Source organism: Ruegeria sp. CJ9 (assembly GCF_056536625.1).
The window spans coordinates 108011-128780 of the sequence record NZ_JBQFPY010000002.1 but is presented as its reverse complement, the minus strand read 5'-3'; the positions used below and the strand labels follow the sequence as shown (position 1 = coordinate 128780).

The window sequence follows — 20770 nt, the reverse complement described above, 5'->3', positions numbered from 1 at the left end:
CCTCCAAATCCGAATAATGGCAGGAGGTTAGGCGGATTCGATCCATTCGGCTACTCCCCCGGCGCACTCGGGGCGGAAATAGGCGATCATGCGTCCATCCTCCCCGGCCGAGGCATTGGCGCCCCATGGGGCCACCCCATGCAGGCAATGACGGTGCAACAGGTAGGCCTCACCGGGTTTGGCGGGCAATTCGATGCGTGGGCAAGTGTCGAATACTTCGCGGCGCGCAGCCTGATACGCCTCGGTTATATCCACCTGATGCAGACTATTGCGTGGGTGCCCGTCCAGCGCGTGTTTGAACGCGGCGCGCAGGATTTTATGACTGCCTTCCCACAGCACCATGGGGGCGGCATCAATACTGGCATCGTTCAGAGGAATGCCCAATATCCACGCATGCGGCTCATCCACCCGCCGCCGCCGATCCGGTCCCGCAGGCCGCAACCCGTCCACATGTGCCGCGTCCCGCTTTAACCGATACTGACCGGCGCTGGCGCTTTCGCCTTGTCGCGGGCGTGGATAGCCGGGGTAGATGACCGAGACCTGCCCCTTGTGCAGCGGCAGTTCTCCGTACTGATCGGTGATGAAATCCATGGCCTGGCCGGACAACACCCTCGATTGCGCAACCCTGCCCCGCAGGTCATTGTCCAGCGCGTCGACGCCAATAAACCATGTCCCCTCACAATCTAGCCATTGGGTATGGGCTGGGTCAGTGACAGATGCACGGGCAGCGGGCAGCGCGTGCCCTACCCACTCGGCCAGCACCGGATCGAAGGGGAACCTGATCCAGCCATCTTCGTGAAAATCGCTCATAACCCCAGTGCCTTACGCAGCATGTTCAGGGCGACCAGCGTCAGGAACACCGCAAACACGCGTCTGAGGGGTTTAGGGTTCATCGCATGAGCCAGCTTTACCCCCCACGGCGCGGTGATTGTCGTCATGGCGACAACGATACCAAAGGCGACCAGATTGACCGCCCCGATGGTCAGAGGCGGGCGGTGTTCCGGCGGAACGTCCAGAAACAGAAAGCCCAGAACCGAAGGCACCGCGATGATCACGCCAAAACCGGCAGCAGTTGCCACGGCGCGGTGAATGGGCGTGTTGTAAAGGCTCATCAGTGGCACGCCGAAACTGCCGCCTCCGATCCCCATCAACACCGAAAGAAAGCCCACCAGGGGCGACAGTACGGCACGTTTGATCCCTTTGGGCATGGCGTCACCCAACCGCCATTCAGATTTGCCTAGCCCAAGATAGGCACCGATGACCATCCCCAGAACGCCAAACAAAATCTGCAGAACCTCGGTCCGCAGCGCCGAGGCCACCAGAACGCCAATGATCGCCCCGACCGCGATCCCAGGCCCCCAGCCGCGCAGAATTTCCCAGTCCACAGCGCCTTTTTTGTTGTGCGACAGCACCGATCGCACAGAGGTCACGATGATCGTCGCCAAAGAGGTCGCCAGACACAGCTGCATCAACTGCGGGCCGCCATATCCAAGCGTCTGGAAGGCATAGAAAAAGGCGGGCACCAGCACTATACCCCCGCCAACCCCCAGCAATCCGGCCAGCACACCGGCCAGCGCCCCGATTACAAGCAAAAGGCCCAACATCTGGGCCAGCAACATCGTCTCGGGCATCTTCCCCCCATAGCGGCCTGTGGCCGTATCTTGATTTGCTCAAACCTCGACCAGAGGCGCCACGCGCTCCAGTGCCTGCAACATTACCTCGGGGCCCGCGCCCTCATGCACCGCGCCTTCGGACAAGGCCCGCCGCCAGGCCCGCGCACCGGGGCGACCGGCAAACAAGCCCAGCATATGACGAGTGATCTGGTGCAACCGGCCCCCTTCGACAAGGTGAGCCTCAACATAGGGAACCATTTCCTGCACAACTTCGACAGGATCAGCGGCCTGCCCGGTGCCGTAGATCAGCGGGTCGGCTTCCGCCAAAATGTCGGTCGGCTGATGATAGGCCGCGCGCCCGATCATGACGCCGTCCAGCCCTGCCTCAAGATGCGTTCGCGCTTGATCCAGAGAGGTAATGCCCCCATTGATCGAGATATGCAGATCGGGAAATGCCGCCTTCATCCGGTGAACCAGATCATAATCCAAAGGCGGAATATCGCGGTTTTCCTTGGGGCTGAGACCCTGCAACCAAGCCTTACGCGCGTGGATCGTCACCCGTTCGCAACCGGCCGCGCGGATTTGGTCCAGAAATGTTGGCAGAACCTCTTCAGGGTTTTGTTCATCCACGCCGATCCGGCATTTGACCGTCACGTCAACATCCACAACCTCACGCATAGCAGCTACGCATTCGGCAACCCGACCCGGGTCCTTCATCAAAACCGCCCCAAATGTGCCGGACTGCACCCGATCCGAAGGGCAGCCGCAGTTCAGGTTGACCTCATCATAGCCCGCCTCGGTCCCAAGCCGCGCTGCCTGCGCCAATTCCTTTGGGTCGGACCCGCCCAGTTGCAGCGCTACGGGATGTTCCTGAGGGCTGTATCTCAGCAAATGCATCGCCCCACCACGCACCAGCGCTGGGGCCGTCACCATTTCCGTGTAAAGCAACGCCTGCCCACTGAGCAGCCGGTGCAGATAGCGACAGTGCCGATCCGTCCAATCCATCATGGGGGCAACGGACAGACGGGCCGCGCGCCTAAGTCCACCCCCTTTCAGGGCTGTGTTTTCTGCTAAATTCGACATACTTTCCGCGCCCGTCTTGGCCTTGTTCCTCAAGGGATCTTTTCAGAACAGCCCTGTAGCACTATTTCGGGATCGAGTGCCACTCGGAATGCCAAATTGTCAGTTTCGAGACGAATCTCAGCCAGGGCGGATGATATATGACGGGTTTTGACCCTCACACCGCATAACGGCTGATCATCATTTCGACGCTGTTTTCGATGGTTTCGGCCATTTCGGCCTTGCTCAGCACAGACCCGGTGAACAAAAGGGGCCAAAATGCGCGCGCTTTGATCAGGCCGATGAATTCGCGCCCCGCCTGTTCCGGATCGTCGATCCGCAATTGCCCGTCCTCGGCTGCATCCCGCATCATGCCGATAAAGGCGGCAGTTTTGTCTAGTTTGCCTGTCGCCTCGGCAGCAAGGGCCGGGCTGCGCAAGGTTTCGCTGATCACCATCCGGGACATCGCCATCACATCCGGCATCATCAGGATGCGTCCTTCGGCCCAGGCCAGTTCGGTCAGTTGTTCGCGAATATCACGGCCTTTTTTGTACCGGATTTCGACCACTTCGGCAAAGCGGCTGGACAGCTCGATCACAATCGAGCGAAACAGGTTTTCTTTGCTTTCGAAATACTTATACAGCGTACGCTTAGACACCTCGGCCTGCGCCGAGATGCGATCCATGCTGGCTGCGGCAAAGCCCTTGTCCTGGAACTCGGCCACAGCAGCTTCGATGATCTGCGCGTATTTGGTCGCATTCGGTGCGCTGCATTCGGTCATGTCAGAGCTATAGACCTATTGACAGGGGGCGGTCAAATCCTAGGTAAACGCAGGAGTTTACAATGGCGATATTCTGTGCCACTAGTAAACGCGCCAGTTTACCGACTCAGGTAACCAGCCCAACACGGAAGGTCCCCTCATGGCACTGACATTGAAACTGAATGGCGAAACCCACACGGTTGACGCCGAACCCGGCACGCCCTTGCTGTGGGTAATCCGGGATGAATTAAAACTAACTGGAACCAAATTCGGCTGCGGCGTCGCCTCGTGCGGTGCCTGCACCGTACACCTGAATGGCGAGCCCGTACGCTCGTGCCAGACCTATATCGAAGACGTCGAAGATGCCGAGATCACCACAATCGAGGCCGTCGGCAATGACAAGATCGGCGCCGCCGTTCAGCAGGCCTGGGTTGAGTTGGACGTCGTTCAGTGCGGCTATTGCCAATCGGGTCAGGTGATGTCGGCCGTTGGGCTGTTGTCCGAAAATCCCACCCCATCCGTCGAAGAGATTGACGATTACATGCACGGCAATGCCTGCCGCTGCGCCACCTATCAACGCATTCGCGCCGGCATTCAGCGCGCGTCCGAAATTCTGGAGGCCTGATCTATGACCATCAACACCTCTCGCCGTGGGTTTCTGAAAGGGGCCGCCGCTGCCGGTGCTGTTCTGCTGGTTGGTGCGCGTGCCGATGGCGTGCTGGCTGCGACCTCATCCGAGACTGCGCAATTCAACCCCTTCGTCAAGATTGATGCGAATGGAACAGTGTCGGCCATCGTCAAACACTTTGAAAAAGGTCAGGGTCCCGCAACCGGCCTGCCGACGTTGATCGCCGAAGAAATCGGTCTTCGCATGGATCAGATCAACTACGAATTCGCGCCATCTAACGCGCAGGTTTACAACAACCTTCTGTTCGGCCCCTTTCAGGGCACCGGCGGGTCGACCGCGATGGCGAATTCGTGGATGCAATATCGTCAGGCTGGTGCCGCCGCGCGCGAAATGCTGATCGCCGCCGCCGCCCAAAGCTGGGGCGTGGATGCCGCGGGTATCACCATCGACGAAGGCATCGTCAAAGCAGGCGACCAATCCGCCCCGATTGCCGAGTTTGTGGCTGCGGCCTCTCAGCTAGACGCGCCCGCCGAGCCGCGCCTGAAAGACCCATCGGAATTCCGTCTGATCGGCAACGAATCCGTGCGCCGCAAGGATTCCGCCATCAAAGGCAACGGTCAGGCCATGTATGCCATGGACGTTCACCTGCCAAACCAGATGGTCGCCATGATCAAGCGCCCTGAGTCAAAAGGCAGTATCGCCAACGGCTTTGACGACAGCGCGTCGAAAGAAGTCAAAGGCTATATCTCAGCCGCCGTTCTGCCCAATCAGGCAGGGGTCGCGGTTTACGCCGAAAACACCTGGGACGCGATCCAGGCGCGTGACGCGCTTGAGGTTGATTGGGATATGTCGGGCGCGGAAACCCGCCATTCGGATCAGATCAAGGCCGAGATCATGGCCGCACTGGATGCCGAACCAACTTATAACGTGAACAAGGCGGACTTCGCAGCAGTCGCAGCAGCAATCGACGGGGCAGACAAGGTCATCGAAAAGACCTTTTACTTCCCGCTGCTGGCGCATGCTCCGATGGAGCCTCTGAACTGCACCATCGAACAAACCGCCGAGGGCGACATCGTCTTGCATGACGGTGCGCAAATGCCGACCGGCCCGCACATGGCGTATCAGCAAATCTTCCAACTGCCGCCCGAAAAGATCCACATCAAGACGATGCTGGCAGGCGGGTCGTTCGGGCGTCGCGCGACACCAGATGCGGATTACCAAGTCGAGGCAGCGCTGGCCTTTGTGGTCACCGACCGCTCGCGCCCGGTTAAGCTGGTCTGGACGCGTGAGGATGACATCCGCAGCGGCTATTACCGCCCTGCCTTTGGTCACAAGGTCCGTGTGGGCCTGAATGCCAATGGCGACATCGTTGGCTGGCAACATCAGGTAGCTGGACAATCGGTCATCAAGGGCACTCCGTTTGAATCCGTTCTGGTGCATGACGGGATCGACCACAGCTCGATCGAAGGTATCGCCGACAGTCCTTATGCCATCCCCGGAATGGCGCTTGGGCTGACCGACACGCCGAAGGCAACGACGGTACTGTGGTGGCGCTCTGTGGGCCACACCCACACCGGCTATGTCATGGAGACGATGATGGATGCAGTTGCCGAGGCCGCAGGGCGCGATCCAGTGAAGTTCCGACTGTCGCACCTTGCCGACGCCAGCAACCCGGATCAGGCACGCAAAGCTACGGTTCTGAAACTGGCGGCTGAAAAAGGCAACTGGGGCAACGCGCCTGCAGGTCGCGCGCAGGGTATCGCAGTTCACAAGTCTTTTGGTTCCTATGCCGCTCAGGTTGTCGAGGTATCGGGCGATCCGGAAAACGGCATCAAGATCGAAAAGGTCACTTGTGCAGTCGATTGTGGCATTGCGGTGAACCCCGATGTGGTGCGCGCGCAGATGGAAGGCGGCATCGGTTACGGCATCGGACATGTCATGCGCGATCAGATCACGCTGACAGATGGCACTGTGGATCAATTCAACTTCCCGGATTATGAGCCGCTGCGGATTGGCGACATCGCCGCGATTGACGTACATATCGTTCCATCAGCCGAGGCACCCACAGGTGTTGGCGAACCGGGCACCCCACCCTCGGCCCCGGCGTTGGCCAATGCAATCAACGCATTGTCAGGCACGCATGTAGCCGAACTGCCAATGGCTGAAAACGGCGTCAGCTTCGTTTAAAGCCCCTGCTCCGCGCCGTTCCCCTCTGGCGCGGAGCAACTTGCTGCAAAACCACCACGGCAATAATTTGATCAAATTTAGTGACAAGGCGCGTTTAACCCATTACATCTCGGGTAACTCGAAGGATGGAGACCCCGATGGACCTGAGCGCCCTGCACAGTTTTCGCGTTACTGCCTGTGACCTGAACGGTCAGATGCGCGGCAAGCGAGTGCCGCCCTCATATGCCGACAAGCTGACTAAAGGCGCGGTGCGGATGCCCTTTTCCGCGTTGAATGTGGATCTATGGGGCGCGGATATCGACGGCAGCCCGCTGGTCTTTGAATCCGGTGACGCCGATGGAATGCTACTGCCGACGGACCGCGGGCCGGTGCCGATGCCTTGGCTGGAAGCAGACACCGCACTGGTCCCGATGTGCTTGCATGATGACGCAGGTGTGCCCTTTGCTGGGGATCCCCGGCACGCGCTGGCCGCTGTGCTGGAACGCTATGCCCAGCGCGGTTGGTCTGTCATCGCAGCGACCGAACTGGAGTTCACTCTGCTGGACGCATCCGGCCCCCAACCGCAGCCTCCAATCAACCCGGTCACAGATCGGCGGCTGGCGGATGAGGCAGTTTTGTCCATGGCCGAGATGGACGCGTTCGACGCGTTTTTCACCGATCTCTACGACGGATGCGCAGCCATGGGCATACCAGCCCAGACAGCGATATCCGAAAGCGGCATTGGCCAGTTCGAGATCAACCTGAACCACCAGGACGCCATGCGCTGCGCCGATGATACGTGGCTTTTCAAGACCTTGACGCGTGGCCTTGCCCGCAAACATGGGTTTACGGCCACATTCATGTCGAAACCGTACGCCGATGACGCGGGCAACGGGATGCACGTGCATTTTTCGGTCGTTGACGAGAAAGGCCGAAACGTATTCGACAATGGCGGGCCTGAGGGCACTGATCTGCTGCGCTGGGCCGTTGCCGGATGTCTGTCGGCGATGCCGGGCTGCACGCTGATATTTGCGCCCCACGGCAATTCCTACACGCGCCTTATACCCGGCGCGCACGCCCCGACCGGTGCCAGTTGGGCCTATGAAAACCGCACCGCCGCCCTTCGCATTCCCGGCGGTGCCCCTGCCGCGCGGCGGATCGAACATCGCGTCGCGGGCGGCGACATCAACCCTTATCTGATGCTGGCGGCCGTGCTGGGTGCCGCGCTGAACGGGATCGAGGACGAGACCGAACCCCCCGCCCCAATCTCGGGCAATGCATATGAGATCGACAGCCTGCCGCAACTGGCAGCAGATTGGGGTGCAGCCATTACCGCGTTCGAAACCGACCCGAACGTGGCGCGCATCTTCCCCGCCGATCTGATCCGCTTTTTCGCCATGACCAAGCGGCAGGAAATGCGCCGCTTTGCCGACCGCCCGGTGGAAGAACACTGGCTAAGCTATCTGGAAGCGGTATGACCCTCTTGCCCGCGTGAACCCGGTGGGCTAGAATAAATTTGATCAAATTTGGTGACCCATGAAAATCGGCATCCTACTGACCGGCCACCCTCCTGACGTATTGCAGGACCAGTTCGACGAATATGACGCGATGTTTCGCGCGCTTCTGGACGGCAATGGCTTTACCTACGAAACCTTCGCCGTCGTGGACGGGCAGTTCCCAAAAGATGAGCTTCAGGCCGATGGCTGGGTCATCACTGGCTCGCGCCACGGCGCGTATGAGAACCACCCGTGGATACCGCCTCTTGAAGATCTGATCCGCGCCATTCGCCAAAGCGGACGCCCCTTGATCGGCGTCTGTTTCGGCCACCAGATCATTGCGCAGGCGCTTGGCGGGAAAGTCGAGAAATTCAAAGGCGGCTGGGCCGTTGGACGCACGGACTATGAATATGACGGCCAGACCATAACGCTGAACGCCTGGCATCAGGATCAGGTGATTGATTTGCCCGAAGACGCACGCGTGTTGGGCACAAACACTTTCTGCCGTAACGCGATGGTGGCCTATGGCGACAACGTCTGGACGGTGCAGGCGCATCCGGAATACGGCGATGCCTTCATTCAGGGCCTCATGAACACGCGCGGAAAAGGCGTTGTGCCCGATGCACTGATGGAGGCGGCAGCCAACCGCCTGCCCGCCCAGAATGACAATCCGAAGATCGGGCAGTTGATGGCCGAGTTTCTGAAGAAAGAGAGGGCCTGATGGCCGACTGGAAAGATCAACTGCCACAGGCAGCCCGAACTTATATCGACGGCCAACGGCTGGATGAGGTTGAATGCATCATCTCGGACTTACCCGGTATCGCCCGTGGCAAGGCTGTGCCCGCCTCAAAATTTGCAAAGCAGGCCTATTTCCACCTGCCCGACAGCGTTTTCTACCAGACCATCACAGGTGATTGGGGTGAGGCCGCCGGCGAGGACGGGTTTATCGAACGGGACATGATCCTCAAGCCTGACTTTTCGACCGCCTCGGCCGCGCCCTGGACGGGCGACTGGACACTGCAAGTGATCCACGACGCCTATGACCGGGATGGAGAGCCGATCCCCTTCAGCCCCCGCAACGTGCTGAAACGGGTGGTGCAGATGTATCACGACAAGGGCTGGAAGCCGATTGTCGCGCCTGAAATGGAGTTCTTTCTGGTCGCCCGCAATGTAGATCCGGCGCAGGGGATCAAGCCGATGATGGGTCGCTCGGGCCGTCCGGCGGCGGCTCGTCAGGCCTATTCAATGACGGCAGTGGACGAGTTCGGCCCGGTGATCGACGACATCTATGATTTCGCCGAACACCAGGGATTCGAGATCGACGGCATCACGCAAGAAGGCGGCGCGGGTCAGCTGGAAATCAATCTACGCCATGGCGATCCGGTCAAGCTGGCGGATGAGGTGTTCTACTTCAAACGCCTGATCCGCGAGGCCGCTTTGCGTCACGATTGCTTTGCCACCTTCATGGCCAAGCCGATCGAGGATGAGCCGGGCTCGGCCATGCATATCCACCACTCGATCATCGATACTGAGACCGGGCAAAACATATTCTCTGGTCCACAGGGCGGTGAGACGGACGCGTTCTATAACTTCATTGCCGGGCTGCAGAACCACCTGCCCGCCGGGCTGGCCGTGATGGCGCCTTACGTGAACTCCTACCGTCGCTACGTGAAAGACCACGCCGCACCGATCAATCTGGAATGGGCACGTGATAATCGCACCACCGGTATCCGCGTACCCCTGTCCGGGCCTGAGGCGCGGCGGGTCGAAAACCGTATCGCCGGGATGGACTGCAACCCTTATCTGGGCATCGCGCTGTCGCTGGCCTGTGGCTATCTCGGCCTGACACAGCAGGAACGTCCCCGCCGTCAATTCTATGGCGACGCCTATGAAGGCGAAGGCGATATCCCACAGGTTATGGGCAGCGCGCTTGACCTGTTTGATGAGGCCGACGCCCTGCATGAGGTCCTTGGCCCAGAATTCGCCCGCGTCTACAGCATCGTCAAACGCGCAGAATACGAGGAATTCCTGCAGGTGATCTCTCCGTGGGAGCGTGAGCATCTGCTGCTGAACGTTTGAGGTGCGCGATGAACCTGCTCTATTCCAACGACCGCAAGGCCGAGTATCCGGCCAGTTGGTATGCGGCGACGGCCAACCCGGTGGATCGGTTTCCGGCACTCCGCAAAGACGAGACAGCCGATGTCTGTGTCGTTGGTGCAGGCTACACCGGCCTGTCCGCCGCGCTGCATTTGGCCGAAGCCGGGCTCAACGTGGTGCTGCTTGAGGCGCACCGTGTGGGGTTCGGCGCGTCCGGTCGCAACGGTGGCCAGTTGGGAAGCGCCCAGCGCATGGATCAGGAAGACCTCGAGCGGTTGGTTGGAAACGATGATGCGGCCAAGCTATGGGATCTGGCAGAGGACGCAAAAGATCTGGTCAAATCGCTCATCGCTAAGCACCAGATCGACTGCGACCTGAAACCGGGCGTTGCCGTTCTGGGCCTCAGCGCAGGCGAGCAGCAAGACCTGCACGAACATGCCGCACATCTATCCGGCCGTTACGGTTACGATCAGATCGAATTATTGGACGAGGCCGCCGGCCACGCGCTGTGCCCATCGCCCTCTTACAAAGGCGGGTATCTGGACATGGGCGCGGCACACCTGCACCCGTTGAACTTTGCCTTGGGTCTGGCACAAGCCGCGGCAAAGGCCGGGGTGCGCATCTTTGAAAGCACCGAGGTGACCGGGATTGAGGAAGGCCAACCTGCCAAGGTGCAGACGGCGAACGGAACGGTCACCGCCGACCACGTTATTCTGGCCTGCAATGGGTATCTGGGCGATCTGAACCGCAGGGTGGCGTCAAGGGTCATGCCGATCAACAACTTCATCGCGGCGACCGAGCCATTGGGGGCCGACGCCGCCCGCGCCCTGACACAGGACGTTGCGGTCGCCGACACGAAATTCGTGGTTAATTACTTCCGCCTCAGCGCGGATGGCCGACTGCTGTTTGGCGGTGGTGAGAGTTATGGCTATCGCTTCCCTAGCGACATTGCCGCCAAAGTGCGCAAACCGATGACAGAGATCTTCCCGCATCTGCAGGATGTGAAGATCGACTATGCCTGGGGCGGCACTTTGGCCATCACCATGCGTCGCATGCCCTATCTGGCGCGGGTTGCACCGAATATCCTGTCCGCCTCGGGCTATTCCGGCCACGGTGTCGGCACGGCTACCCATGCCGGTCAGCTGATGGCAATGGCTCTCCAAGGACAAGCCGAAGGCTTTGACACCATGGCCCGCGTCCCCGCCCTGCCCTTCCCCGGCGGTCCTGCCCTGCGCAGCCCGCTGCTGGTGTTGGCGATGACATGGTTTGCGCTGAGGGATCGGTTAGGGGTGTGAACTCAGGCAAACCTGATTACTTAAATTCTCTCAGGACACGGAACCCTGCCCCGGCTGTCCGAGAGCTTTCCAAACCACTCCCTCGTCCAGCGACACGTGAGGCGTCCATTGCGGCATAGTACGCTCCACCCCGTGTGACGCGTCTTTCACAATTGGGTTCAAGTGCCTTTTCCAGGTAAAGGCTGGACGTCTCCCAACCGGCATATTGATCCGTCCTGCAGGACATCGTTACTTCCACAACATTGCCGGACATATGGCGCAGGCCCCAGGCATTGGCCGCGTCCAGCAAATCCACCGGTACTGGGACTCCGCGGGACACGAGGTCTGGGCGCTCTTCCCCCAGCATGATCTCTGTTGCGCTTCCCAGAAAGTTCACCTGATCGGTTGTGACTTCCTCGCCTTGTGCAAAAGGGGTCTGCGTCCCGGCGCGCGCGGCGTATTCCCATTCAGCCTCTGTCGGTAAGCGATAGACATCCTTCCCCACTTTACTGTTTAGCCAATCGGTGTACGAAACAGCGTCCAGATAAGAAATCATGATAACTGGATGGTTTCCAATGACCTTTGCGCGCTGTGATTTGGGTAACCGAATAAAGTCCTCCGGCTCATACCCTCCGCAACCACCATCATCCATGCAAGCCATCCATTGATCGTAGGTGATTTCGTTTCGGCCCATCGCCACGGGCAAGTCTATCGTGACCTTGTGAACCGGCCCTTCGTGAATCGAGCTGTAGGACAATTCTGGGGTGGTACGTATCCAGTTGCCCTCTTTATCGAAATTATAATGCAGTTTCGATTCACCCGGAGGGCCACCCATCAGAAATTCACCCAAAGGCAAGGCAATCATTTCAGGGCAAACATAGCATTCCTGAAATATCTCAAGCGGAGCCACTTCCACGCCGTCTGACAGAACAAACTGAGCATTTGCCACTGGCGCGTACGTTAATAGCGCCAAGAGAAATATGAACCGTCCGATAATCAAAATAGTGATCCCACCTTGCAACCTAGAGCAACGCAAAAGTTGGGTAATTGGCACCTTACTTTCTCAAAAGTTGCAAGCTCAAAACAATTACCTGGGGCGTATTGCAAGCCAACCAGTGACCCTTTGATTGTGACGGATTGGTGAAATTTTGCCCACATGGCGATTGAGGGGTTGGATTACTTTTCGTTTAGCTTTACGTTTCCCAAAGTTAGAATTTGGGAAAATCAAATATGACGCTTCCTCCAAACGTTCATGACGCCGAACCCATCCCTGCAGCTGCAAAAGAAGCCATCGACGCTCTGATGCAATCGGGAGACCTGTTTCGCTATACCGCGCCACAGGATGCGCCGGTGGCTCTGCTCGAGGCGGAATTTGCCGCTTTGCTGGGAACAAAATACGCGTTGGCCGTGTCATCGTGCTCGGCCGCATTGTTCCTGTCTCTCAAAGCGTTGGGCTTGCCTCGGGATGCACGGGTTCTGATCCCCGGCTTTACCTTTGCTGCCGTGCCCTCGTCTGTCGTGCATGCGGATTGCATTCCGGTGCTGTGTGAGGTCGGCGAGAATTATCGCATCGACATGGAAGATTTCGCCACCAAGCTGGACGGCGTACAGGCCGTAATCATCAGCCATATGCGCGGCCACACGTCCGACATGGATGCCATCATGGCGCTGTGCAACGAACGCGACATCCCGGTGATCGAGGATGCGGCTCATTCGCTGGGCACAACCTGGCATGGGCAGAACATTGGCACCATCGGCAAGGTGGGGTGCTTTTCATTCCAGTCCTACAAGATGATCAACGCGGGGGAAGGCGGCATCCTGATCACCGACGATGCCGACCTGGTGGCCCAGGCCGTGATCATGTCGGGCGCTTATGAGCACAACTGGAAGAAGCACAAAACCCCGCATGGCGACAACTCGCCCGAGTTGGAGCAAGCCTTTGCCCGCTGGCAGAACCAGTTGCCGCTGTATAACCTGCGGATGAGCAACCTGAGCGCTGCCGTGATCCGCCCCCAAATCCCCGAACTGGCGCGGCGTGTGCGGGATGGCCTGTCTAACCACGACTACGTGGCCGAACGGCTGAACACCTCGTCCCATATCGACGTCCCTGCCCCCCTGACACCCGAACGCCGGGCACCGGATTCGATCCAGTTCAATCTGGTCGGAATGAATGAGGCCGAAATCCGCGCCTTTGCGGCGGCTTCAGAGGCACGCGGTGTCAAAGTTCAGGTTTTCGGCCTGAGCGAAGACAACGCCCGCGCCTTCTGGAACTGGCAATTCCTGCCCGAAAAGTTCGACTTGCCGCAGACACGGGACATGCTGATGAAAGCGTGCGACGTCCGTCTGCCTGTACGGCTGACCAAGGAAGAACTGGACGTGATCGCCGATATTCTACTGGCTTCGGTCGGCGAGGTGACCGGCCCGGTTCCCGTCTACGGAACTTGATAAGGCTTACGGATCGAGGTCAAACAACTCGGTCGACAGAAACAGGGCTGTAATCCCCTCGGGGGTTACACCCACACGCGACAGGATCGCCGCGACTTGGGGGCCGGTCGGCGTGTCCACTAAAAGCGGCGCACCGGAATCTCCCATCATGACCGGGCACAGCGACAAGACCATTCCACCTTCAAGGGGACGCGGCGCACAGGTCAAAGTCCGACTGAGGACATGAGGCCGAAGACCGGAATACCCCGCAACAAACGACGAAGGCGTCAACGCAGATGCCAACGGCAGATAACCAACCGTTTGACCAATAGGCTCGGTCAATTCCAGAACCGCCCAGTCCAATTCGGTACGGTCGTCGAACGCCCCGTCAGCGCCTTGTTCCGGATGCAACTTATACCCATCGATACCCGCAACGGCCGCGGCCTCTCCGCGTTGATAGCCAGCGGCAAACCGGATGCTAGACGGCGGTATCCAGCGTTTGCGTGGGGAATTGTACAGGCAATGCGCAGCAGTCAGGACCAGCCGGTCAGACACCAATACGCCAGTACAATGTGATCGCCGGTCCCGGCTGGCGAAATTGAGGCGCCCAATGGCACGCCATGGGGGTTGATCCGCATCCAGGATCTCGCGCGCACGAATGGCATCGCACCCTTCTTCGGATTGGGTGCCCATCGTGCAGACCGCAGACCAGCCTTCCGAAAAAACGCCCTGTGATAGCGCCGGGTGGGCCCAAAGCACCGCAACACTCAGGACCAGCCAGCGCAACACAACAGACGTCAGTTCAACTTGGAGAGCTTTTTCTGCAACTCAGCCAGCTGCTTTTTGATGTCATCCAGATCTTCTTTCGATTCCGAATTGGCATCTTCACCTTCTTCTGGGCCTGACCAATTGCCTGACAGCCCCCCGGTCATCGCCTTGAGGAATGCCTGTTGCTGCGCCTGCATGGCTTCGAAACCCGGTATCTGCGACATCGGGTTCATGGCATTCATATTCTCCATCATCTTGCTCTGGCTTTCGCGCAGCATCTCAAACGAACTTTGCAGGAATTGCGGCATCATCCCGCCACCCGGAATCATGTAGCTGCGCACCAGATCGTTCAGCACGTTGACCGGCAGCACATTTTCACCCCGGCTTTCGTGTTCGGCGATGATTTGCAGTAGATATTGCCGGGTCAGATCGTCGCCAGATTTCAGGTCAATGATCTGCACTTCGCGCCCATCGCGGATGAAGGTCGCGATATCTTCGAGCGTAACATAGTCGCTGGTCTCGGTGTTATACAGCCTGCGGCTTGCATAGCGCTTGATCAACAGCGGTTTTTCTTGTTCTGGCACCGTTTGCCCTCCCCAAGGATGATGCGTTGCAGCAGAGATTATGCGACCGCAGAACAAAAAGAAAGGGCAGGTCCTAAGACCTGCCCTGCGCGATTGCACCAAATGGGAGGAGTGGGTGCGCCTCGCGCCCAAATTTTACTTGGTGGCTGCAGCTTTTTTGGCAGCAGCAGTCACGTCGTTGGTGGCTTTCTGAACAGCAACGGTTGCTTCTTCAGCAGCGTCTTTACCAGCAGCCATCAGCAGCTCGACGGTTTCAGTCTGCAGTTTTTTCGCGATTTCAGCGAAAGCAGCCATGTTTTCAGCGGCAACTTCAGCCGACGCGCTTGCGAAGTCGGTTGCGGCTTTTGCGTATTCAGCAGGCTCGGCCTTTGCTTTCGACATCTCGGTCAGCTTGGACAGTGTGTCTTTGGTCCATTTGTTCGAGATTTCAGCCGACTTCTCTGCTGCTTCCAGAGCAACACCGGAAAGCTTTTCGTTCAGCGAAGCGGTCGATTTGAAGGCACCTTCCAGAGCGGTGGTGTCAACGGGGAATGCACCCATCATGTCTTTCAGGGTCGCGGTAAAGTCTTGAGTCTTTGCCATTGTCCTAATCCTTTTTGCCGAACCGGGCCCACCCCGGCTTTCATCAGCTTGAGGACAATATGATTGCTGCAATGCAGCATTGCAAGTTTTTTCTTGCTGCATTGCAGAAAATCTTAAGTTTCAAAATGAAATCAGTTGTTTGGATCGGCCACCACATAGGTCCCGGGTGCTGGTGCAAGCCGTGGGTGATCCGAATCGCCGGTATCGCGGGCAGGAACCTGCTTGCCGGATCGCTTCTTCAACCAGGCCTCCCAAAGGGGCCACCACGAACCTTCGTGGAAGTCGGCCTCTTTCATCCATGTGTCCGCGTCCACCTTCAGATCGGGGTTGGTGTAGTGGCCGTATTTCTTCTTGCTGGGTGGGTTGATGATGCCTGCGATGTGACCGGATTCCGAGACGACAAAAGTCTTGGAACGTGACCCCATCTTTTGCACACCACGATAGCAGTCTTTCCAAGCAGCAATGTGATCCGTCTGACAGGTGATCGCCATCAACGGCACGTCCACGTCACTGACATGCAGCTTGTGCCCGAGAAGTTCGAAACCGCCTTCGGCGAACTCATTGCGCTGGCATAGCCCGCGCAGGTATTGCACCGTCATCTTGGCAGGCAGGTTGGCCCCGTCCCCATTCCAGTACAGCAGATCAAAGGCTGGCGGCATCTCGCCCAGCATATAGCTGCGGATGGCTGGACCGTAGACCAGATCGCGCGAGCGCAGAAAGGACATGGTGCGCCCCATGATCCATGAGCGCAGAATGCCTTCTTTGTTTACCTCTGCCTCAACCCCGTCAATGAAGTCGTTCTGCAGAAATGGCGTAAACTCGCCCTGTTCGGAAAAATCCGTCAGCGCAGTAAACATGGTGGCCGATTTGATCGACTTGCCGCCGCGCTGCTTCTGCAACGCCAGGGTCAAACTTAGAGTAGTACCAGCAATGCAATAACCAATCGCGTTCACCTGCTTGACCTTGCAGATTTTCTTAGTTTCTTCGATCGCGGTCAGAAAGCCATCTTCGATGTAATCTTCCATCCCAACATCCGCATAGCTTTCATCAGGATTGATCCAACTGACCACAAACAGTGTATAGCCTTTTTCAGTGATCCATTTGATCAGGCTGTTCTGGGCCTTAAGGTCAAGGATATAGAACTTGTTGATCCAGGGCGGGAACAGCACGATCGGTGTTTCATACACCGTTTCAGTCGCGGGTTTGTACTGAATCAGTTCCATCATACGATTGCGATAGACCACATCGCCCGGAGTGGTCGCCAGATTGCCGCCGACCTCAAACGCGCTTTCATCGGCCAGTTTGACAACCAGCTCGCCGTCATTGGCCTCAAGATCCGAGACAAGGTTTTCCAGCCCTTTGATCAATGACTGCCCTTCGGTTTCAACCGCCTTTTGCAGGGCGTCTGGATTGGTTGCCAGGAAATTCGTGGGGGACATCATGTCGACAATTTGCTGCGAGAAGTACTTGAGGCGGCGTTTGTCCTTGGCATCCAGATCCTCAACCGAGGCCACGGCCTGCGCGATGGCTTCTGCGTTGGTCTGGTATTGCTGCCGGATCAGACGGAAATAGGGGTTGGTTTCCCATAAGGGGTTGGAAAAACGCTTGTCCTGGGGTTTGGGCTGGTCATCGTCGGCCTCGCCCGTGGTCATAGCTTTTTGGGCTTCAGCGAAGTTCAGAACCGACTTGCCCCAGTATTCTATTTGTTGTTCCAGCAATTTTGCCGGATTTTGCCAAGCTTCGGCCCAATAAGCTGTTGCTGCTCGTGCGAAAAGCTCTTGATTCGGGCCATCCAAAGCGGGGGTATGAGGCTTTTTGGCCGACATGACTTCGATCAGCCGCTTCGAAAGCGCCTCGACCTTTTCCATATTTTCTTTAAGGCGTTCAACGTTTTCTTCGGTCAGTTCTGGCATCTGATCTTCACTTGTTGTCATTTTAACAATTCCCCCCTAACCTCGCTGCTACGCAGAATAACGTCGTGGGTGTCGGGGGGCAAAGCGGCGAATGGTCCAATCTTATTGGCTGACATCTAGGAGGCCCCTTTTTCCATGCGCTACATGATGACATACGACCTGATGGAAACGATGCGCAACACCAACCAATGGATGGGCGCAACTGCCAGCGCAATCGCATCCTACCCCGCGTTTTCTATGATTCCCAACCCCGCAATTAGTATGATGGCTGCCTGGGGTGATGTCACCGAACGTACTTTCCAACGGATGATCGTCAAACCGGATTGGGGCATCCGCACTTTTACATGCGAGGATGGCAAAGACCATCTGGTCGATATCACGACCGTTGTCGAACGTCCCTTTGGTGACCTGGTGCATTTCCGGGTCAATGGGCGCGAGGAACAGCCCCTCAAGGTGTTGCTGGTGGCGCCGATGTCCGGGCATTATGCGACGTTGTTGCGCTCGACGGTGAAAAGCCTGCTGGTGAATTGCGAAGTCTATATCACTGATTGGCATAACGCGCGCGACATTCCTGTTTCCGAAGGCAAGTTCGATGTAGAGGACTATACACTCTATCTTGTCGATTTCATGAAAGAACTTGGTCCCGACACTCATGTGGTGGCGATTTGTCAACCTGCACCGCTGACTCTGGCCGCCACGGCCTATCTGGCCGAGGTTGAGCCCAAAGCGCAACCCAGCACGCTGACCCTGATAGGTGGACCGGTAGACCCCGATGCCACCCCGACCGATGTGACCGATTTTGGCCGCCGCGTCACCATGGGGCAGCTGGAAGAGACCATGATCCAGCGTGTCGGCTTCAAGTACAAAGGCGTTGGCCGCATGGTCTACCCCGGCCTGTTGCAGCTAGCGTCCTTTATGTCGATGAACGCAGAGCGTCATTCCAAAGCGTTCTCAGAGCAGATTCAGCGCGTTATGCAAGACGAAGCTTCGGACCATGATGCGCATAACCGTTTCTACGATGAATATCTGGCCGTTATGGACATGACCGCCGAATTCTATCTGTCGACGGTTGAGCGTGTGTTCAAGAACCGCGAAATTGCGCGGAACGAATTCGTCGTCGCGGGCCACAAGGTGGACATCGGCAAAATCACCAATGTTGCGGTCAAGACGGTTGAAGGCGCAAATGACGATATCTCGGCCCCCGGCCAGTGTATCGCTGCGTTGGACCTTTGCACCGGTTTGCCCGCATCGAAGAAGGCCAGTCATGTTGAACCAGCAGCCGGGCACTATGGCATTTTCGCCGGACGCAGCTGGCGTGACAATATCCGGCCACTGGTGATCGACTTCATGACCGCCAACGCCCGCAAACCACAACGCCGGGCCGCCAATAAGAACAAGATCGCCTGACAAAAATGCGTAGGAGAGCGGCCCACCCAATGCCCTTCTCCTGCGAATGCGGTACTTTGCACGGGCATATCACCGCTGAAGGAGTGCATTCGGGCACCCATGTCGGTTGCTTTTGCCGCGACTGCCGCGCAGCACAGCTGTACTTCGGTCAACCCGATCCAGCCCCCGGCCCTGTCAACATCCTACAGATGAGCCCAGAGGAGATCTGCTTCGAAGGGGGCTCGGAAAAACTTGCGCTGATGCAGCTAAGCCCCAAAGGGATGTTGCGGTGGTATTCCAGCTGCTGCAATGCGCCGCTGGCGACGACCGCACGGACCGCGAAATTTCCTTTTGCCGGGTTCGATGTCAAACGCATTGCTGACCCTACCGGGCTTGGTCCGATCACAACCCGTGGCTTTGTTCCACAGCCGAACGGTAAGCAATCGCATGAAAAACTGCGCTATGCAGCGGTTGGGATGCTGACGCGCCTCAGCAAATCGTGGCTGTCCGGAAGATGGAGAAACACGCCGTTTTTTGACCTAGGCGACGGCAAACCTGTGGTCGCACCGACGATACTCAGCAAGACTGAGCGCGCGAAATTCTACACGTAAGCTGCGCGAGCGGGTGCGCTAAGCCATTGTGTCAGCGCGTCATTCACGAAATCGGGCGCTTCGAGCGTCGGCAGGTGCCCGGCCTCGTCAATAACTTTCAAATCAGCACCCGGTATCAGTTCGGACATAAAGGTATGTTTGCGTAGCGGTGTAAGGGTGTCATGCGCGCCGGACAGAACCAGTGTTGGCACCTTGATGCGCCTCAGCTCACTTTGCTGATCGGGACGCCGTTGCAGAGCGCGAATCTGACGTTCGAACACCTCGGGCCCCAAATCCAGCGCCATTGCGACCAAATCGTTCAGAATGGGTATGCGCCGCGGTCCCGGTGCCAACGTGTTCGAGCTGACTATCCGACGCATCACCTCTTCCAGCCGACCCATTTTCGTGGCGACCAACAACTCTTCGCGCGCCGCCGCGGTCTGAGGTGTATCGGCCTGCGCATCCGTCGCCATCAGGCAAAGACGCGACACCCGATCCGGCGCGCGCCGAACCAGCTCCAGCGCAACCACGCCCCCCATGCCCGACCCAGCCAGCGCAAATCGTCGCGGCAGTTGGTCCAGAAGGGACGACGCAATCTCTTCGATACGTTCGCCCAGTGAAATCGGTGCAACCGTAACCGCGCGCCGCCGCGACAAGCTGTTGATCTGGGGTTCAAACAACCGTGCGTCGCACATCATTTCAGGCAGTAAAACCAGCGGCTCAATCACGCGGGGCCTCGCAACACTTCAACTTTATAAGCAATGCTCTTTGCACTCAGGATGAGGGGTTTTGCAGGTTCGGGCAAGTTAAACTTCAGGGATATTTGATGTCCCGGAAAGGCGGGAAATCTGCATATCGGTTGCGACGGGTTTTCAGGTCTTCGCCCGGCTCAGCCCCGGGGCGCAGCAAACACCCGCGCGGTGCAATATAGCTGTCGATCCGGCGATGGGGGTGTGGCCTCCACACCAGATTAAAGGCGCAGAGCTTGGGAAAGAACCAGATTTCGGAATAGTCCAGATGATCGTGCATCCACCACGCCAAATCACGCCAATCACGTCCCGCATCGTATTGATCGGCGAACCAAGGGATAACGATTGACGCCCCGGCGATCCGGGCATCCCCTTCGCCCCGATCCCAGATATGGCATTCCAACGGGTTGTCGTTGCGGGCGCAGTTCAATCGGTTCTCATTCCCAAATTGATTCAACAAGGGTGACCGATACCCGGACCGGACCGCGATACGTCCAAAGGTTTCCTCAAGCGGGTCCAGCAGGGTCTGGCAAAAGGCGCGCCCCGTTTCGATGGCAAGGTCAGGATTGTCTGGAAGGTTTTGCTTTTCATGGAAATTTCCAATCTCAGAATACAGGAATTCCCGCATGAAGAAATGCCGGGACAGACGTACACGCCCAAGCGTTTCAAGGCTCCACATGC

20 protein-coding genes are annotated in these 20770 nt (G+C 57.9%); 9 read left to right on the top strand and 11 right to left on the bottom strand.

The features are described 5' to 3' along the window. Window positions 1-27: 27 nt before the first annotated feature. The 4 genes from ACR0AJ_RS06080 to ACR0AJ_RS06065 form a co-directional block, all read right to left on the bottom strand. Window positions 28-810 (bottom strand): hypothetical protein, encoded by a 783-nt coding sequence (locus ACR0AJ_RS06080; RefSeq protein WP_480740363.1) that lies wholly within the window; start codon window positions 808-810, stop codon window positions 28-30. After that, a complete protein-coding gene (locus tag ACR0AJ_RS06075) occupies window positions 807-1631 on the bottom strand; it encodes a sulfite exporter TauE/SafE family protein (protein WP_480661597.1) in 825 nt (274 codons plus the stop codon). Before ACR0AJ_RS06075 ends, ACR0AJ_RS06080 begins: the two co-directional genes overlap by 4 nt. A 39-nt stretch (window positions 1632-1670) precedes the next feature. Continuing rightward, window positions 1671-2696, bottom strand: coding sequence for a tRNA dihydrouridine(20/20a) synthase DusA (dusA, locus tag ACR0AJ_RS06070; protein ID WP_480740361.1), 1026 nt, complete (start codon window positions 2694-2696; stop codon window positions 1671-1673). 154 nt (window positions 2697-2850) lie between these two features. After that, a complete protein-coding gene (locus ACR0AJ_RS06065; RefSeq protein ID WP_480647098.1) occupies window positions 2851-3453 on the bottom strand; it encodes a TetR/AcrR family transcriptional regulator in 603 nt (200 codons plus the stop codon). Between the two features lie 139 nt (window positions 3454-3592). Between ACR0AJ_RS06065 and ACR0AJ_RS06060 the strand changes: the two genes are divergently transcribed. The 6 genes from ACR0AJ_RS06060 to ACR0AJ_RS06035 all read left to right on the top strand — a co-directional run bounded on the left by ACR0AJ_RS06060 (window position 3593) and on the right by ACR0AJ_RS06035 (window position 11114). Continuing rightward, the gene (locus ACR0AJ_RS06060; RefSeq protein ID WP_170349143.1) at window positions 3593-4057 is read left to right on the top strand and encodes a (2Fe-2S)-binding protein; all 465 of its coding nucleotides are present in this window, start codon (window positions 3593-3595) and stop codon (window positions 4055-4057) included. Window positions 4058-4060: 3 nt separating this feature from the next. Then, complete coding sequence (locus ACR0AJ_RS06055) at window positions 4061-6247, top strand: xanthine dehydrogenase family protein molybdopterin-binding subunit (RefSeq protein ID WP_480740359.1); 2187 nt, start codon at window positions 4061-4063, stop codon at window positions 6245-6247. A 137-nt stretch (window positions 6248-6384) separates the two neighbouring features. After that, on the top strand, window positions 6385-7704 hold the full coding sequence (locus ACR0AJ_RS06050; protein ID WP_480740358.1) for a glutamine synthetase family protein: 1320 nt from the start codon (window positions 6385-6387) through the stop codon (window positions 7702-7704). A 58-nt stretch (window positions 7705-7762) separates the two neighbouring features. Beyond that, on the top strand, window positions 7763-8443 hold the full coding sequence (locus ACR0AJ_RS06045; protein WP_170410363.1) for a type 1 glutamine amidotransferase: 681 nt from the start codon (window positions 7763-7765) through the stop codon (window positions 8441-8443). Continuing rightward, window positions 8443-9801: a glutamine synthetase family protein gene (locus ACR0AJ_RS06040; RefSeq protein ID WP_170349147.1), complete on the top strand. Its 1359-nt coding sequence runs from the start codon at window positions 8443-8445 to the stop codon at window positions 9799-9801. Before ACR0AJ_RS06045 ends, ACR0AJ_RS06040 begins: the two co-directional genes overlap by 1 nt. Window positions 9802-9809: 8 nt before the next feature. Next, entirely contained in the window at window positions 9810-11114 is a 1305-nt protein-coding gene (locus ACR0AJ_RS06035; RefSeq protein ID WP_170349148.1) for an NAD(P)/FAD-dependent oxidoreductase, read from the top strand. Between the two features lie 16 nt (window positions 11115-11130). On the opposite strand, the gene ACR0AJ_RS06030 is transcribed toward ACR0AJ_RS06035, so the two are convergent. Beyond that, window positions 11131-12042, bottom strand: a complete 912-nt coding sequence (locus ACR0AJ_RS06030; RefSeq protein WP_170349149.1) for a formylglycine-generating enzyme family protein — start codon at window positions 12040-12042, stop codon at window positions 11131-11133. Window positions 12043-12323: 281 nt separating this feature from the next. Here ACR0AJ_RS06030 and ACR0AJ_RS06025 point away from each other — a divergent pair, with 281 nt between their 5' ends. Continuing rightward, a complete protein-coding gene (locus tag ACR0AJ_RS06025; RefSeq protein WP_170349150.1) occupies window positions 12324-13538 on the top strand; it encodes a DegT/DnrJ/EryC1/StrS family aminotransferase in 1215 nt (404 codons plus the stop codon). Window positions 13539-13544: 6 nt separating this feature from the next. On the opposite strand, the gene ACR0AJ_RS06020 is transcribed toward ACR0AJ_RS06025, so the two are convergent. From ACR0AJ_RS06020 to ACR0AJ_RS06005, 4 genes are all read right to left on the bottom strand, one after another. Next, window positions 13545-14306: a trypsin-like serine peptidase gene (locus tag ACR0AJ_RS06020; protein WP_480647109.1), complete on the bottom strand. Its 762-nt coding sequence runs from the start codon at window positions 14304-14306 to the stop codon at window positions 13545-13547. Window positions 14307-14314: 8 nt separating this feature from the next. Next, entirely contained in the window at window positions 14315-14869 is a 555-nt protein-coding gene (phaR, locus tag ACR0AJ_RS06015; protein WP_170349151.1) for a polyhydroxyalkanoate synthesis repressor PhaR, read from the bottom strand. Between the two features lie 135 nt (window positions 14870-15004). Next, window positions 15005-15451 (bottom strand): phasin family protein, encoded by a 447-nt coding sequence (locus tag ACR0AJ_RS06010; protein ID WP_170349152.1) that lies wholly within the window; start codon window positions 15449-15451, stop codon window positions 15005-15007. Between the two features lie 131 nt (window positions 15452-15582). Beyond that, on the bottom strand, window positions 15583-17385 hold the full coding sequence (locus ACR0AJ_RS06005; protein WP_480740356.1) for a PHA/PHB synthase family protein: 1803 nt from the start codon (window positions 17383-17385) through the stop codon (window positions 15583-15585). A gap of 114 nt (window positions 17386-17499) precedes the next feature. On the opposite strand from ACR0AJ_RS06005, the gene phaZ reads away from it, so the two are divergent. Beyond that, on the top strand, window positions 17500-18771 hold the full coding sequence (gene phaZ / locus ACR0AJ_RS06000) for a polyhydroxyalkanoate depolymerase (protein ID WP_170349154.1): 1272 nt from the start codon (window positions 17500-17502) through the stop codon (window positions 18769-18771). Window positions 18772-18800: 29 nt separating this feature from the next. After that, the gene (locus ACR0AJ_RS05995) at window positions 18801-19361 is read left to right on the top strand and encodes a DUF6151 family protein (protein WP_480740355.1); all 561 of its coding nucleotides are present in this window, start codon (window positions 18801-18803) and stop codon (window positions 19359-19361) included. On the opposite strand, the gene ACR0AJ_RS05990 is transcribed toward ACR0AJ_RS05995, so the two are convergent. Continuing rightward, window positions 19352-20068, bottom strand: a complete 717-nt coding sequence (locus ACR0AJ_RS05990; RefSeq protein WP_480740353.1) for an alpha/beta fold hydrolase — start codon at window positions 20066-20068, stop codon at window positions 19352-19354. The two genes, ACR0AJ_RS05995 and ACR0AJ_RS05990, sit on opposite strands and share 10 nt — an antisense overlap. A gap of 85 nt (window positions 20069-20153) precedes the next feature. Then, a complete protein-coding gene (locus ACR0AJ_RS05985; protein ID WP_480740553.1) occupies window positions 20154-20768 on the bottom strand; it encodes a hypothetical protein in 615 nt (204 codons plus the stop codon). Window positions 20769-20770 lie beyond the last annotated feature (2 nt).

Coding starts and splice junctions, on each gene's coding strand:
- ACR0AJ_RS06075 (WP_480661597.1), bottom strand. CDS start 1,631: ATGCCCGAGACGATGTTGCTGGCCCAGATGTTGGGCCTTTTGCTTGTA.
- ACR0AJ_RS06010 (WP_170349152.1), bottom strand. CDS start 15,451: ATGGCAAAGACTCAAGACTTTACCGCGACCCTGAAAGACATGATGGGT.
- ACR0AJ_RS05985 (WP_480740553.1), bottom strand. CDS start 20,768: ATGTGGAGCCTTGAAACGCTTGGGCGTGTACGTCTGTCCCGGCATTTC.
- ACR0AJ_RS06045 (WP_170410363.1), top strand. CDS start 7,763: ATGAAAATCGGCATCCTACTGACCGGCCACCCTCCTGACGTATTGCAG.
- ACR0AJ_RS06040 (WP_170349147.1), top strand. CDS start 8,443: ATGGCCGACTGGAAAGATCAACTGCCACAGGCAGCCCGAACTTATATC.
- ACR0AJ_RS06080 (WP_480740363.1), bottom strand. CDS start 810: ATGAGCGATTTTCACGAAGATGGCTGGATCAGGTTCCCCTTCGATCCG.
- ACR0AJ_RS06005 (WP_480740356.1), bottom strand. CDS start 17,385: ATGACAACAAGTGAAGATCAGATGCCAGAACTGACCGAAGAAAACGTT.
- ACR0AJ_RS06065 (WP_480647098.1), bottom strand. CDS start 3,453: ATGACCGAATGCAGCGCACCGAATGCGACCAAATACGCGCAGATCATC.
- phaZ (WP_170349154.1), top strand. CDS start 17,500: ATGCGCTACATGATGACATACGACCTGATGGAAACGATGCGCAACACC.
- ACR0AJ_RS05995 (WP_480740355.1), top strand. CDS start 18,801: ATGCCCTTCTCCTGCGAATGCGGTACTTTGCACGGGCATATCACCGCT.
- ACR0AJ_RS06025 (WP_170349150.1), top strand. CDS start 12,324: ATGACGCTTCCTCCAAACGTTCATGACGCCGAACCCATCCCTGCAGCT.
- dusA (WP_480740361.1), bottom strand. CDS start 2,696: ATGTCGAATTTAGCAGAAAACACAGCCCTGAAAGGGGGTGGACTTAGG.
- ACR0AJ_RS06050 (WP_480740358.1), top strand. CDS start 6,385: ATGGACCTGAGCGCCCTGCACAGTTTTCGCGTTACTGCCTGTGACCTG.
- ACR0AJ_RS06055 (WP_480740359.1), top strand. CDS start 4,061: ATGACCATCAACACCTCTCGCCGTGGGTTTCTGAAAGGGGCCGCCGCT.
- ACR0AJ_RS06060 (WP_170349143.1), top strand. CDS start 3,593: ATGGCACTGACATTGAAACTGAATGGCGAAACCCACACGGTTGACGCC.
- ACR0AJ_RS06035 (WP_170349148.1), top strand. CDS start 9,810: ATGAACCTGCTCTATTCCAACGACCGCAAGGCCGAGTATCCGGCCAGT.